Source organism: Paraconexibacter sp., from assembly GCF_059438195.1.
On the sequence record NZ_JBLKKY010000003.1, the window covers coordinates 89620 to 102891 of the forward strand.

The window sequence follows — 13272 nt, forward strand, 5'->3', positions numbered from 1 at the left end:
TCGAGGATTCGAGGCGTGTCCGCGACGCTTCCCGTCCCGCCTGCCTCCAGCTCGATCGACGAGCCGGACCCCGGGGACGTCCAGCACTGCGAGCACGAGACGCGCGACCGCATCATCACCGCGGTCGTCACGGCCGCGCCGATCGCCGGCCTCGGCATCGCGGGGTGGCAGCTCTGGAACTCGCTGCTGCATCCGAGCGACCTCGTCGTCCTCGCGATCATGTACTCGCTCACGGTGCTCGGGATCACGGTCGGCTTCCACCGCCTGTTCACGCACCGCAGCTTCGAGACGACGCCCGGCGTCCGCCGGACCTTCGGCATCCTCGGATCGATGGCGATCGAGGGCCCCGTCATCTCGTGGGTCGCCGACCACCGCAAGCACCACGCCTTCTCCGATGCGGAGGGCGATCCGCACTCGCCCCACGGTCACGGCGAGGGCCTGCGCGGCCTCCTCTCGGGCCTCGTGCACGCCCACATCGGCTGGATCTTCAAGCACGACCAGCGGGCCGCCCACGACCGCTACGCCCCCGACCTCCAGGCCGATCCCGTCATGGCGTGGGTCCACCGCACGTTCATCGTCTGGGCGCTCGGCGGGCTGGGCCTCGCGTTCGCGCTCGGCTGGCTCCTCGGAGGCTCGCTCGAGACGGCGCTCACCGGCCTCCTCTGGGGCGGCGCGGTGCGGATGTTCCTCATGCACCACGTGACGTACTCGATCAACTCGATCTGCCACGTCTTCGGCCGGCGCGACTACGAGACCGGCGACATGTCCGGCAACGTGTCGTGGCTCTCGCTGCTCTCCTTCGGCGAGTCCTGGCACAACAACCACCACGCGTTCCCGACGTCGGCCTTCCACGGCCTGCGCCGCCGTGAGGTGGACGTCTCCGCCCTGGTCATCCGGGCGCTCGAGAAGACCGGCCTCGCGTGGGACGTGAAGCGCCCGAGCGCGGCGCGGCTCGAGGCGAAGCGGCGCTGAGCGGTCAGCCCGCGGTCGCCGCGGCTCCGCCGAACCGCCGCGCACTGCGCTCGCGGGCCTTCGCGGCCTCGGTCTCGCGGTCCTTCGGCGGCGCGCTCGTCACGAGGCCGTCGAGGAGGCGCCTCGACGCCTCGGCGACCTCGTCGACCGCCCGCTCGAAGACGTCGGCGTTCGCCTGCGACGGCTGCGTCGTCCCGCTCAGCTTGCGCACGTACTGGAGCGCGGCCGCGCGGATCTCGTCCTCCGTCGCCGGCGGCTCGAAGTTGTGGAGCGTCCGGATGTTGCGGCACATGCCCCGAGCGTAGCCGAGGCCCGACGCGCCGCGCGAGGGCGCGCCGCGACGCACCTCAGGCGCGGCCCGACACCGGCGCCGCGGTGGGGTCGCGCATCGCCGTCGCGATCTCGTCGGCCCACCGCTCGATCTCGGGCCAGTCCCGGTTGTCGCCGAAGCGGAAGCGCGCGAGCCGGAAGAAGATCCGCGCGAGCCGCGGCCAGTGACGTCCGTCGACGACGCCGGCGAAGACGCGGTACTGCCGCGGCCGGATCCTCGCGCGGACCTCCTCGATGTCGGCCGGCTCCTTCGTCGCGAGTCGCCCGAGGACGTGGGCGGTGTCGCCGAACGAGCCGACGCTGAAGAGCCAGAGCGGCCGCGAGGCGAGCGCCTCCGCCCGGTCGCGGACGAACTCCTCGGCCTCCGGCGGCCAGCGCTGGTCGTAGACCGGGTGGCCCATGACGACCGCGTCGCAGTCGCCGAGCACCGCGCCGGCGTCGTCGACGTGCCGGAGGTCGACGTGCTCGCCCGCGGCGCGCAGACGACCCGCGATCCGCTCGGCGACGCCCGCGGTCGCGCCGTGGCGACTGCTGTAGACGACGAGGACGTGCGGCGTCTCGCTCATGGGCACATCCTCGCGCAGCGACGCGCCGGCGGCATCCGGGAAATCCCGGCGGCACCCTGGGGCGCTCTGCGGTCGCCCCCCAACAGCGCGCCACGTGCCCGCGCCTCGAGCCTCACGTCGCAGCCGTCCGCGCCGCCGCGACCGCCGCCTGACCGAAGCTGATCGCCCCGTCGTTGGGCGGCAGGCGCTCGGGGACGAGAGGGCGCAGCCCGGCCCCCTCGAGCGCCTCGACGGCGAGGTCGAGGAGGAGGCGGTTCTGGAAGACGCCGCCCGCGAGGACGACGCGATCGGTCCCGGCGTCGCTCGCGGCCCGCGCGCAGGCCTCCGCCGTCGCCGCGGCGATCCCCGCGTGCGTCCGCGCCGCGACCACCGCGACCGGCTCCCCGTCCGCGACGTCCGCCTCGACGCGGCGGACGAGCGGCCGGGCGTCGAGCGTCCCGTCCTCGGTGACCGGGAGCTCGTAGGCGCCCGACGGCCCGGCGCGCGTCGCGAGCCCCTCCAGCTCCGCGGCCGCCTGACCCTCGTAGGTGACGTGCGTGCGCAGGCCGCAGAGGGCGGCGACCGCGTCGAAGAGGCGGCCCATGCTCGTCGTCACCGGCGCGGCGACGCCGGAGCGCGCGAGCCGCAGGACGTTGCGCCAGGCGGGCTCCTCGACGGCGTCGGCGAGCGCGGCGGGCCGGGGGACGTCGGCGTCGTCCTCCGCGGCAGCGGCGAGCCAGGCGCAGGCCATCCGCCACGGCTCCTGCACCGCCCGGTCGCCGCCGGGCAGGCGGACCGGCGTGAGCGAGCCCATCCGCGTGAACGCGACGAGCCCGCCCACGAGGATCTCGCCGCCCCACACCGTCTCGTCGGTCCCCAGCCCCGTCCCGTCGTAGATCGCCCCCACCGCGGGCCCCGTCTCGCCGTGCTCGGCGAGGCACGCCGCGAGGTGAGCGTGGTGGTGCTGGACCGCGATCGCCTCGACATCGGCGAGGGCGAGGGCCTCGCGGGTGGAGAGGTAGTCGGGGTGGAGGTCGTGGGCGACGATCCGCGGGCGGACCGCGAACAGCCGCTCGAAGTGCGCGATGCCCGAGGTGAAGGACGCGAGCGTCTCGACGTTCGAGAGGTCGCCGATGTGGTGCGAGACCCAGGCGCGCGTGCCCCGCGCGACGGTGAACGTGCTCTTCAGCTCCGCGCCGACGCCGAGGACGTCCCGGGTGGCGGGGACGGGCAGCGTGAGGCCGTCGGGCACGTGCCCGCGCGAGCGCCGCAGGAGGACCGGCGCGCCTCTGCGGCTGCGCACGACCGAGTCGTCGGTGCGCATGTGGATGGGACGGTCGTGGACGAGGAGGGCGTCGGCGATGCCCTTCAGCCGCCGGGCGGCGTCGTCGTCCTCGTGGGCGATCGGCTCGTCCGAGACGTTGCCGCTCGTCATGACGAGCGGCAGCCCCGCGTCGTCGAGGAGGAGGTGGTGCAGCGGCGAGTACGGGAGGAGGACGCCGAGGTCGGGGGCACGCGGCGCGACCGACGGGGCGACGCGCTCCTCCGCGCCGTCGCGGCGGGGCGCGAGGACGATCGGGCGGACCGGCGAGCCGAGGAGCCGCTCCTCGGCCTCGGCGAGCACGACGAGCCGCCGCGCGGCGGCGAGGTCCTCGACCATGAGCGCGAACGGCCGCTCCTCACGACGCTTGCGGGAGCGCAGCGCGGCGACGGCGTCCTCCGCGTCGGCGCGGCACGCGAGGTGGTAGCCGCCGAGCCCCTTCACGGCGACGATCGCCCCGTCGCGGAGCAGCCGCGCCGCGGCGGCGACCGCATCGCCGTCCTCCTGCGCGCCGACGAGCCGCGCCCGCGGGCCGCACTCGGGACACGCGTTGGGCTGCGCATGGAAGCGGCGGTCGCGAGGGTCGTCGTACTCGGCCCGGCAGCTGTCGCACATCTCGAACCCGGCCATCGTCGTGAGCGGCCGGTCGTAGGGGACCGCCCGCACGATCGTGAAGCGCGGCCCGCAGTTCGTGCAGTTGATGAACGGATAGCGGTGGCGGCGATCGGCCGGGTCGCGCAGCTCCGCCAGGCACTCCTCGCACGTCGCGCTGTCCGCGCTCACGAGCGCGTCGGGCGAGCCGACCCTGTCGCTCGCGACGATCGCGAAGCCCTCCTCGCCGGTCGGCGGGCGCTCCTGCACCCGGACCTCCTCGACGTGCGCGAGCGGCGGCGCGCGCGTCGCCAGCTCCTCGACGAACGTCTCCACGACGTCCGCCGGCCCCTCGGCCTCGCAGAGGACGCCGCGGCTGTCGTTGAGCACGTGGCCGGCCAGCCCGTGCTCCTCGGCGAGGCGGAAGACGAACGGGCGGAACCCGACGCCCTGGACGACGCCGTCGATCCGCAGCGCGACCCGCCGCGCCGGTCCCGCGTCCTCCGGTGCCTCGGCCGCGCTCACGCCGGCCCCACCTCCTCCACGAGGATCCGCAGGCGGTGCAGCGCGGAGGCCTGCGCCTCCTGGATCCGCGGGACGTGCTCCGAGCGCGTGACGACGACGTGGTCCGCGAGCCCCTCCGCGGCGATCCGGCCGCCGTCGTAGCCGACGAAGGCGACCGTCACGAGCCCCGCCGTCCGCGCGGCGCGGAGCGCCGAGAGGACGTTCTCCGACCCGCCGCTCGTCGAGAGCGCGACGAGGACGTCGCCCGCGCGGCCGTCCGCGATGACCTGACGCTGGAAGATCGGCTCGACGCCGACGTCGTTCGCGAGCGCGGTGAGGACGGCCGACTGCGCCGTCAGGTCGATCGCAGGGCGCCTGAGCAGAGGCGGGCCCGCCGGCAGGACGGGCGGATCGAGGAGGTCCGCGACGAGGTCCATGGCGTCGGTCGCCGACCCGCCGTTGCCGAGCGCGAGGAGCCGGCCGCCGGCGTCGAACGACGCACGCGCCGCCGCGGCGGCCTCCGCGAGCACGCCCGCGCCGTCGGTCACCGTCTGCCCGCGCAGCCCGTCGGCTTCGCGCGCCTTCGCGACGACCGTCGCGGCGACGTCGCGCAGGACGCCGTCGAGGTCGGTCTCCCGCTCGCCGAGGAACGGGTAGAGGAAGCTCGAGGCCCCCGAGTCGTGCGCGGAGCCGCGGTCCCGGCCCTCGAGCAGCCCGCGATGCTCGAAGAAGACGTGGACGAGCTCCCAGAGCACGTGGTACGCGGTCTCGGTGATCTCCTGGGCGACGAGCGGGTCGTCCGTCGCGACCTCGATCTCGTGCTCGGCCCCGAGCCCGGTGAACGCGAGGGTGAGCGCGCCCGTCTCCCGCGCCCCGGCGACGGCCTCGCGGACGTCGGCGGCATCCGCCGGGCCGAAGGCGACGAGGATGTCGTCCGGGCCGACGAGGAGCGGCGCGTCGCGCGGCACGGTCGCGAGGGCGGGGAGAGCCCGCTTGCCGACGATGACCGGGTGGACGAACTCGACCACGATGTGCGCGACGTCGGTGCGGTCGACGTCGCTCGCGCCGAGGCTCACGAGCCTCCCCCCGCGCGCGAAGCGCTCGGCCATCGCGTGGCACAGCCGCGCGAGGCGGTCGGCCTGCGGCGGGAAGGTGCGCTCGGCCGCGTCCGTGCGCGCGGCGAGGAACTCCCGCGTGGGGGCGTCGGCGCCGCTCGGCGCTGCGCTCACGTCGGCAGCGCGGTGCGCTCCGGCAGCCGGGCGAGCCATGCCCCGACCTCCGCGACGCCCTCCCCGGTCCGCGCGCTCGTCTCGAGCACCGTCGCACCGGGGTGGACGGACTCGACGTGGTGACGGAACGCCTCGACGTCGAAGTCGACGTGCGGGAGGAGATCGATCTTGTTGAGGATGACGAGCTCGCACGCCCGGAACATGAGCGGGTACTTGAGCGGCTTGTCGGCGCCCTCCGCGACCGAGGAGACCATGATGCGGGCGTCCTCCCCGATCCGGAACTCGGCCGGGCAGACGAGGTTGCCGACGTTCTCGACGATGAGGAGGTCGATGTCGGCGAGCGGGAGCGACGGGATCGCCGACCGCACCATGTTCGCGTCGAGGTGGCACTCCCCGCCGAAGCCCTCGTCGGTGTTGAGCTGGGTCACCGGCACGTGGAGGTGCGCGAGCCGATCCGCGTCGAGGCTCCCCTGGACGTCCCCCTCGAGGACGCCGGGGCGGAGGTCGCCGAGCCCGTCGGCGAGGATGCGCTCGAGGAGCGACGTCTTCCCCGACCCCGGGGCGCTCATGAGGTTGACGACGGTGACGCCGTGCCGGTCGAAGTCGTCCCGGTTGGCCCGGGCGATCGTGTTGTTGGCATCGAGGGCGTCCTCGACGACCTTCACCTTCACGCGGTGCATGCCGGCTCCTCTTCCTCCTCGATCTCGATCGACTCCACCTCGAGCTCCTCCCCGCTGCGCACCTCGACGACACCCGTGACGCAGGACGGGCAGCGGAACGCCGGGACCGCGGCGACCCACTCGTTCCCGCAGCCGCGGCAGCGCAGCCTGGCGGGGACGACCTCGACGTGCAGCGCGGCCCCCTCGCAGAGGGTGCCCCGCGCGACGAGGTCGAAGGAGAAGCGCAGCGACTCGACGACGACCTGGCGCAGGTGCCCGACCCGCACGTCGACGCGCAGCACCCGGCGCCCGCGCGCGTGGCGCTCCGCGGTCGCCGCGACGGCGCTCGCGATGCTCAGCTCGTGCATCGCGGCCTCATCCCGCGGCCTCGCGGTACGCCGCGTCGGTCTGCAGCTCGGCGAGCGTGCCGAGGACGAGCGCGACCGCCCGCTCGACCGCCGCCTCGACGGCCGGGGTGAGGCCGTAGCCGACGTCGTCGACGGCGCCCGGCTCGCACGCGACGACGAGCACCTTGCCCGGCCACCCGCCGGTCGCCCCGACGAACCGCAGGACGGTCATCGGGTCCATGTGGTGCGGGTCGATCATCTCGCCGTCCTCGATCGAGGACGCGAACTCCGACCGGTCGGGCTCGATGACGTAGAGCGTCCCGGGCTCGCCGCCCTGCCGGCTGGCGTCGATGAGGACGAGCGCGTCGTAGCCGCGCATCACCTCGTAGGCGAGATCGAGCCCGCTCGTCCCGAAGTCGAGCACCGTGACGCCGTCGGGGACCCCGGCCGCCTCGAGCCGCCGGGCCACCTCTCCGCCGAACGCGTCGTCCTGCAGCCAGGCGTTGCCGACCCCGGCGACGAGGATCTGGCGCTGGGGCGCGGGATCGGGCTCGAGGTCGCGCAGCGACGCGCCGGCGAACATCTCCTCGTGGTTCATGCGAGCACCTCCACCTCGGCGGGCTTGAAGTACAGATAGCGGCCGATGTCGCGCATGAGCGCCTGGCCGGGGTCGTCGTCGACCGTGACGCAGAGGTGGACCTCGTCCGCGTAGTCGACGTAGATGCGCTCGATCGTCGCCGTGCGCCCGTCGAGCAGGTGGTCCTGCGCGTGAGAGGCCCCGCCCGCCCCGCCCGTCCCGACGCGGAGGCGCACCCGGTCGCCGAGCCGGTAGAGGACGCCGCCGACCGCGAGCTCGCGCTCGCCCTTGAGCTCCTCGCCGTAGGTCGGCATGCCGGAGAGGGGATCCCCACCCGCCCCGCCGATCGTCACCCTCCCCCGGAGTCGCTCGAAGTCCTCGGGCGTCGTCGCCGCCGCGCGGCGGACCATCTCGCGGATGGCCGGGTCCTGCCGGGCGATCTCGTCGACCTCGCCGTCGGAGAGCGCGAGCACGTGGAGGAGGAGCGCCTCCTCGATCTCCGTGCCGTCGAAGAGGTCGCCCTTGCTCTCCGGCGCGAGCTGCGGATGGTCGGGGAGGACGATCGCCGCGCCGAGGACGGCGTCGTCGGCGGGCGACGCGAGCACCGGGAACGTGTTGACGCTCGTGCACGTCATGTTCGCCGTCGAGGCGTGCTCGGGCGGGTCGATCGTCGAGATGAACCGCGCGGCGCCGAGCGGGTCGCTCTCGAGCGTCGCGACGAGGTGCGTCGAGAGGAGGCTCGACCTCAGGGCCTCCGCACGCCCGAGCCCGGCGGGGACCTCGGTCTCGTTGTGCACGCTCAGGGTGAGCCGGTGGAGGCCGGCGTGCAGCGGCTGCACCGCGAGGCGCAGGCGACCGCGGACGCGGTCCCCCGTGAACGGCGCCTCGACGGGCCCTGCGGAGAGGTCGCCGAGCGCCGTCGGCGGGATGTCGACGCGCCTCTCCGCCGCCTCGTGGCGGTCGCCGGACGGCTCGAGGAAGCGGGCGCTCGCGGTGACGGCCGCGAGGACGTCGGACCGGTCGGTCTCGACGACGATCTGGAGGCGCGCGTGGTCGAAGGTCGTGGGGCTGTCCGCGGCGTAGGCGGGCGGATAGGCGATGCCGAAGGGCGTCGGGGTCGCGTTCTTCGTCGCGCCCGGCGTGTACGGGTACAGCGCGTAGCCCTCGAAGAGGAGGGTGCGCACGAGCTCCTCGAGGCGCGTCACCGCCCGTCCTCCCCCGCGGCGACGAGGCGTGCGACGCACGCCCCGAGGCTCCGGTCGCCGTCGCGGAGCGCGCGGTCCCGCAGCGCGGCGAGCGTCTCCTCGTCGAGCGCGATCCAGCCCCCGCCCGGATAGGCCTCGGCGATGAGCCGCCGCCAGGCCGCGACCGGCATCCGCCACTCGGCGTGGCAGCTCCAGGGGACGGGACGGACCTGGAGCCGGTCGGCCTCGCCGCGATAGAGCGCCATGCCGCTGAAGTGGAAGGTGAGCGGGATCTCGCCGTCCGGGAGGGCGCTGAAGTACTTCGTCGCCGCGACCTCCATGTCGTAGGTGCACGGGACCTCGACGGAGAAGGACGTCGCGCCGGTGAATCCGGGCACGAGCGCCTCGACGCGCGCCCACTGGAAGGCGTGGGTCGTCGCGCCCCAGCGCTCGGGCGCCCCGAAGAGGTCGGAGAGCCGGCGGCGCGTCTCGTCGTCGTAGGCGCGGCGTGCGGGCTCGACCTGGATCTGCGTCGAGAGCGCGATCGTGAGCGTCTCGCAGCCGGAGGGGTCATCGACGTGGAGCAGGAAGCGGAGCGTCGGCGCGAGCGCGGCGCGCACGGGCTCGACGCCGAGCACGGTGAAGACGGGCTCCTCCTGCGGCGGCGAAGCCGGTCTGCCGGTGCGCGCGCCGACGGTGACGGCGGGCTCGGTCATCCGACCACCGCGCGCGCCCGCATCTCGGCGAAGAACGCCGCGACCGCGTCCTCGACGCCGCTGCCGCCGGAGATCCCCTGCCAGGCCTCCTTGATGCGCCCGACGAGCCCGTAGGCCTGGTCGATCGGCGCGAGGACGTACTGCGGCGGCTGCGCGAGCCGGTTGACGATGAACGCCTCGGCGTCCGGCTCGAGCCGGCCGAGGACGGGGTTGAGCGCGACGAGCCGCTCCCACGCCGAGAGGTCGAGCTCGCACTCGGTCGCACCCGCCGGGCTCGGGTAGAGGGCGGCGACCCCGCCGGTCGCGCCCGAGCGCATGACGAACGCGAGCCCGATCGGGATCTGGAGCGACGCCCACAGGTCGTCGGGCACCGTCGCGTCGTCGAGCCACAGCGTGCGGACGCCGGTCGGGCGCAGCTCCGGGTCGCCGGAGCGCGAGGACCAGCAGGTCTCGCAGACGCAGAGGATCCGGCGCTCGTCGAGGTGCAGGAGATGGCGGTGGTCGACCGACAGACCCGACGGGCAGAGGTCGCACGTCCCGTCGCGGCCGTGCGCCGAGACGTCCTCCTCCGGGGGCTCGACGGCGACGCGCACCCCGCCGGCGCCGCGCAGGAGCGGGACGGGCTCCAGCTGGAGGCCCTCCTCGGTGCGGCAGCGCCCGGCGCGAGGCAGGTCGTAGGAGCGTCCGCAGGCGGCGCACGTGAGCGTCCCGCCGAGGAGCACCCCGTGGGAGAGCGGCGCCGGGCAGCCGGCGCACGCGTCGCGGTAGGCGAGCAGGGTCCCGGCGACGTTCGCGACGAGGAGGTTCTGCGAGGCGGTCACCATGTGGCCGCGCTCGATCGCGTCGGCCCCCTCGAGCGCCACCCACGTCTTCTCGCTCGCTGCCGCCTGGCCGGGGGTGACGTGCACGGCCTCGACGACCCCCTCGACGGAGATGCCGGCGAGGTCCGGCGCGTGCTCGCGCAGCGCCTCCTCGATGGCGTGCTCGAGGGTCGCCGCCGACGCGTTGCAGCCGTCGCAGCTCCCCACGAGCCGCAGGCGCGCGACGTCGTCCTCGACGCCGAGGAGCTCGACGTCGCCGCCGTGCGACGCGAGGTAGGGCCGGACGCCGTCGAGCGCCTCCTGCACCCGGGTCTCGAGCCCGACGGGGTGCAGGCCGTGCATGAGCAGGAGGCTGCCGACGACCCCGTCGGCGACGAGGCGCTCGCGCACGTCCGCGACCGCCGCCGCGTCGTCGGCGAGCGCGTCGAGGATGCGCACGAGGCCTTCTCCGTAGAGCTGGACGATCGCTGAGGCCAGCTCGTCGCCCACCGCGCGCGCCTCGGGATCCTCGATCTCCTCGAGGCGCGCTGTGAGGCCCTGGACCCGCTCGACCAGCTCCTCCTCCGTGGGTCGGGCGAGATCGGTCATCCGCGTCCTCCTCGGTCCTAGGCCATTCCCGTCGGGGTGTGGACGACCTTGCGGACCTTGCCCTTCCCGTACATGTGCACCCCGCAGGGCAGGCACGGGTCGAAGCTGTGGACCGCCCGCATGATGTCGATGCCCTTGAAGTTCTCAGGGCCGTTCTCCTCGAAGATCGGCGTGTTCTGCACCGCGTCCTCGTAGGGCCCTGGCGTCCCGTGCGTGTCGCGCGGGTTCGCGTTCCAAGGCGTCGGCGGGTAGGGCTGGTAGTTCGCGATCTTGCCGTCCCGGATGACCATGTGGTGCGAGAGGACGCCACGCGCCGCCTCGTGGAAGCCCACGCTCACCGCCTCGTCGGGGACCTTGAACTCCTGCCAGCTCTTCGTCCGGCCCGCCCGGACCTCCTCGTAGGCGCGCTCGAGGCAGTACAGCGCGACGAGCGCCGAGTAGGCCTGGTGGTAGGTCCGCGCGCGCTGACGCTCGATCGCGTTCGACCACTGCGGGATCTTCCACTCGAGCTCCATCTCCGGCATGAAGCCCGTCTTCGGGAGCACCATCTGCAGCGACTCGCCCGTCGCCTTGAGGAAGCCGAGATCGAGGAGCCCCGCCTTCGCCGTCACCCACTGGCGGGCGAACGGCCCGCCGCCGGTGTCGCTGGCGACGAAGCGGTCGTTGCGCGCGTCGTACATCCGCGGCGAGGCGACCCACGAGTACTTGTCGGCGAAGTCGCGCGCCTGCGGCTTGGGGAGCGTCTGCTTGTTCCACGGGTGCCGCGGGTCCACCGGGTTGCCGAGCGGGTCCTTCGTGACGAACTGCTCGGTCTTCCCCGCCCAGTCGTCGAAGTACGACGACCCGAGGAGGATCCGGATCGCGAGGTTGATCTCGACGAGGTCCGTCGTGACGAGCTCGCCCTTGAACACGAGGCCGGGCGTCACGAACCGGCGCCGGCCCCAGTCGGTCATGCCGCGGTAGGAGTAGTCGACGTGCTCGGGGTCGTCGAAGGCGCCCCAGCAGATGATGTCGGTGTCGCGGTAGCCGACCTGCTCGTAGCCCGGCAGCGCCTCGTAGAAGAAGTCGTAGAGGTCGTCGTGCATCGGGACCGTGCGCTTGCAGTAGTCGACGTACTTCATGAGGCGCACGTAGTACTCCGTGAGCGTCTGCTGCGTGATGTCGGCGCTGCAGCCGCCCGGGAGGATCGTCGACGGGTGGGTGTGCCTGCCCCCGAAGAGGCAGTACATCTCGCGGGTGTACCGGGCGACCTGGAGGGTCTCGAGGTAGAACTCGCCGGTGAACGCGTTGAGCGCCCGCATGATGTCGGCGATCGTCTTGTAGCCGTGGATGTCGGAGTGCGGCGCCGGCGTGTTCTCCGCCTTCGCGAGAACCGACGGGTTCGTCTCCTTCACCATCTGCTCGGAGTAGTCGACGTTCGCCATGCAGTCGTTGTAGATCGCATGGTCGAACATGAAGTCGGCGCTCTCCGCGAGGTTGAACGCGTAGTCGCCGAGCTTCGGCGGCTTCACCCCGTAGGCCATGTTCTGGTTGAGGCAGCTGCAGGTGCAGTGGTTGTCACCGCAGATGCCGCAGATGCGACTCGTGATGAAGTGCGCGTCCCGCGGGTCGATGCCCTTCATGAAGATGTCGAAGCCCCGGAAGATCATCGACGTCGAGTAGCACTTGTTCACCTTCTGGTTCGTGAAGTCGATCTCCGTGTGGATCCCGAGCGACCCGACGATGCGGGTGATCGGGTCCCACGACATCTGCCGGACGTCGACCTTCTGGCCGGTCGGTGCCTCTTCGAGCGTGCTCATGTGTCGCTCCCCCTCACCAGTTCTTCGCGTAGCCGGTCGTGAGCTCGGCGCGGTTGTGCCGCCACTCGGGCTCGACGTCGTAGTTGCGCTTCATCGACTGCTTGCGGCCCCAGCGCAGGATCGGCCCGTACGTGAACCGCGCGAGCGTGGACGACGCCCGGCCGGACTTCGTCTCGTCCATGAACGGCATGTACTTGTCGGGGAACCCCGGCATCGTGCAGGCCATGCAGATGCCGCCGACGTTCGGGCATCCGCCCATCCCGCTCTGCCAGCCGCGCAGCGGGACGTTGCACTTCACGACGGGGCCCTTGCAGCCGAGCTTCACGAGGCAGCGGTGGTCGGACCCGTACTCGGTCGCGAAGTTGCCCTGCTCGTAGAACGCGGCGCGGTTGCAGCTCTCGTGCGCGGTGCGCCCGAAGAGCGACGTCGGCCGGCCCGCCTCGTCGAGCTCGGGCACCGGTCCCATCCCCGCGAGCGCGAAGACGAGGTGCACGAGCATCTCGGTCATGTTGTCCGGCTGCGCCGGGCAGCCCGGGATGTTCACGATGGGGATGCCGGCCTTGCTCTTCCAGTCCCAGCCGAGGTAGTCGCGGACGCCCATCGCGCCCGTCGGGTTGTTGCGCATCGCCGGGATGCCGCCGTAGGTGGCGCAGGTCCCGACGGCGACGATCGCCGCGGCCTTGTCCTTCAGCCGGTCGATCCACTCGTTCGTCGTGATGGGCTGGTTGGTCGTCTTGTCGTAGCCGAAGCCCGTCCAGTAGCCCTCGCCGCTGATCTTCTCGTTCCCCAGGGAGCCCTCGATGACGAGGACGAACGGGTCGAGCGCCCCGTTCTGCGCGTCGTACCACGCCTTCGAGTAGTCGTCGCCGTACTCGTAGGCGATGACCTGGTTGTGGACCACCACCTTCGGCATGCCGGGGATCGCGCCGGTGATGATGTCCTCGAGGCTCGGGTTCGTCGCCGATGTCATCGCGACGGAATCCCCCTCGCAGGACAGGCCGACGGTCATCCAGAGGACATGGGCCGTGACGGCCTCCGTCGTCGACTGGTTCGGGGCGAACTCCGTCTGGGTCGCCATGGTCCGTCTCC

The 13272-nt window shown here is 73.1% G+C and carries 13 protein-coding genes; 1 reads left to right on the forward strand and 12 read right to left on the reverse strand.

Annotation, left to right across the window (positions count from 1 at the left end; all coding sequences use genetic code 11):
• Positions 1 to 15 precede the first annotated feature (15 nt).
• On the forward strand, positions 16 to 972 hold the full coding sequence (locus tag ACME2J_RS01910; RefSeq protein ID WP_495543170.1) for an acyl-CoA desaturase: 957 nt from the start codon (positions 16 to 18) through the stop codon (positions 970 to 972).
• A 4-nt stretch (positions 973 to 976) separates the two neighbouring features.
• Here ACME2J_RS01910 and ACME2J_RS01915 read toward each other — a convergent pair whose 3' ends face one another.
• The 12 genes from ACME2J_RS01915 to ACME2J_RS01970 form a co-directional block, all read right to left on the reverse strand.
• Positions 977 to 1264 (reverse strand): DUF2277 domain-containing protein, encoded by a 288-nt coding sequence (locus ACME2J_RS01915; RefSeq protein WP_495543171.1) that lies wholly within the window; start codon positions 1262 to 1264, stop codon positions 977 to 979.
• Positions 1265 to 1319: 55 nt separating this feature from the next.
• Positions 1320 to 1868 (reverse strand): flavodoxin domain-containing protein, encoded by a 549-nt coding sequence (locus ACME2J_RS01920; protein ID WP_495543172.1) that lies wholly within the window; start codon positions 1866 to 1868, stop codon positions 1320 to 1322.
• Positions 1869 to 1980: 112 nt separating this feature from the next.
• Positions 1981 to 4284 carry a carbamoyltransferase HypF gene (gene hypF / locus ACME2J_RS01925; RefSeq protein WP_495543173.1) on the reverse strand — a complete coding sequence of 768 codons (2304 nt, stop codon included), beginning with the start codon at positions 4282 to 4284 and terminating at the stop codon, positions 1981 to 1983.
• Positions 4281 to 5531 (reverse strand): SIS domain-containing protein, encoded by a 1251-nt coding sequence (locus tag ACME2J_RS01930; RefSeq protein ID WP_495543174.1) that lies wholly within the window; start codon positions 5529 to 5531, stop codon positions 4281 to 4283. Before ACME2J_RS01930 ends, hypF begins: the two co-directional genes overlap by 4 nt.
• Complete coding sequence (gene hypB, locus ACME2J_RS01935) at positions 5489 to 6172, reverse strand: hydrogenase nickel incorporation protein HypB (protein WP_495543175.1); 684 nt, start codon at positions 6170 to 6172, stop codon at positions 5489 to 5491. The genes ACME2J_RS01930 and hypB overlap by 43 nt, the downstream gene beginning before the upstream one ends.
• Positions 6160 to 6519 (reverse strand): hydrogenase maturation nickel metallochaperone HypA, encoded by a 360-nt coding sequence (gene hypA / locus ACME2J_RS01940; RefSeq protein WP_495543176.1) that lies wholly within the window; start codon positions 6517 to 6519, stop codon positions 6160 to 6162. Before hypA ends, hypB begins: the two co-directional genes overlap by 13 nt.
• A 7-nt stretch (positions 6520 to 6526) precedes the next feature.
• Positions 6527 to 7096: a hydrogenase maturation protease gene (locus ACME2J_RS01945; protein ID WP_495543177.1), complete on the reverse strand. Its 570-nt coding sequence runs from the start codon at positions 7094 to 7096 to the stop codon at positions 6527 to 6529.
• On the reverse strand, positions 7093 to 8280 hold the full coding sequence (locus tag ACME2J_RS01950; protein ID WP_495543178.1) for a hypothetical protein: 1188 nt from the start codon (positions 8278 to 8280) through the stop codon (positions 7093 to 7095). Before ACME2J_RS01950 ends, ACME2J_RS01945 begins: the two co-directional genes overlap by 4 nt.
• The gene (locus ACME2J_RS01955; RefSeq protein WP_495543179.1) at positions 8277 to 8975 is read right to left on the reverse strand and encodes a DUF6084 family protein; all 699 of its coding nucleotides are present in this window, start codon (positions 8973 to 8975) and stop codon (positions 8277 to 8279) included. The genes ACME2J_RS01950 and ACME2J_RS01955 overlap by 4 nt, the downstream gene beginning before the upstream one ends.
• Positions 8972 to 10384 (reverse strand): DUF5947 family protein, encoded by a 1413-nt coding sequence (locus ACME2J_RS01960; protein WP_495543180.1) that lies wholly within the window; start codon positions 10382 to 10384, stop codon positions 8972 to 8974. Before ACME2J_RS01960 ends, ACME2J_RS01955 begins: the two co-directional genes overlap by 4 nt.
• A 17-nt stretch (positions 10385 to 10401) precedes the next feature.
• Positions 10402 to 12183: a nickel-dependent hydrogenase large subunit gene (locus ACME2J_RS01965; protein ID WP_495543181.1), complete on the reverse strand. Its 1782-nt coding sequence runs from the start codon at positions 12181 to 12183 to the stop codon at positions 10402 to 10404.
• 13 nt (positions 12184 to 12196) lie between these two features.
• Positions 12197 to 13261 (reverse strand): NADH-quinone oxidoreductase subunit B family protein, encoded by a 1065-nt coding sequence (locus ACME2J_RS01970; RefSeq protein WP_495543182.1) that lies wholly within the window; start codon positions 13259 to 13261, stop codon positions 12197 to 12199.
• Positions 13262 to 13272 lie beyond the last annotated feature (11 nt).